Source organism: Psychrobacter sp. 16-MNA-CIBAN-0192, assembly GCF_040309565.1.
Lineage (GTDB): Bacteria > Pseudomonadota > Gammaproteobacteria > Pseudomonadales > Moraxellaceae > Psychrobacter.
Genome location: NZ_JBEOOX010000409.1, coordinates 1 through 259, shown reverse-complemented (window position 1 = coordinate 259; position 259 = coordinate 1). Strand labels below are relative to the sequence as shown.

1 protein-coding gene is annotated in these 259 nt (G+C 41.7%); it reads left to right on the top strand.

From position 1 onward, the window contains the following. On the top strand, positions 1–259 hold a 259-nt coding region (mltG, locus tag AAEY78_RS13765; RefSeq protein ID WP_352339918.1), incomplete at both ends, for an endolytic transglycosylase MltG.

The window sequence follows — 259 nt, the reverse complement described above, 5'->3', positions numbered from 1 at the left end:
ATGATGCAGTTAAGCTTAGCGCAAGCATGGGAAGGGCGCGACCCTGATTTAGCCCTATCATCACCTTACGAATTATTAATTATTGCGTCTATTATTGAAAAAGAAACGGGCAAACCTGAAGAGCGTGATTGGGTGTCTGCAGTGTTTAATAATAGACTTAAAAAAGGTATGCGTCTTCAGACCGACCCCACGGTAATTTATGGCATGGGTGAACGTTATAAAGGTAATATTACTCGTAAAGATTTACGCGAAGCAACGG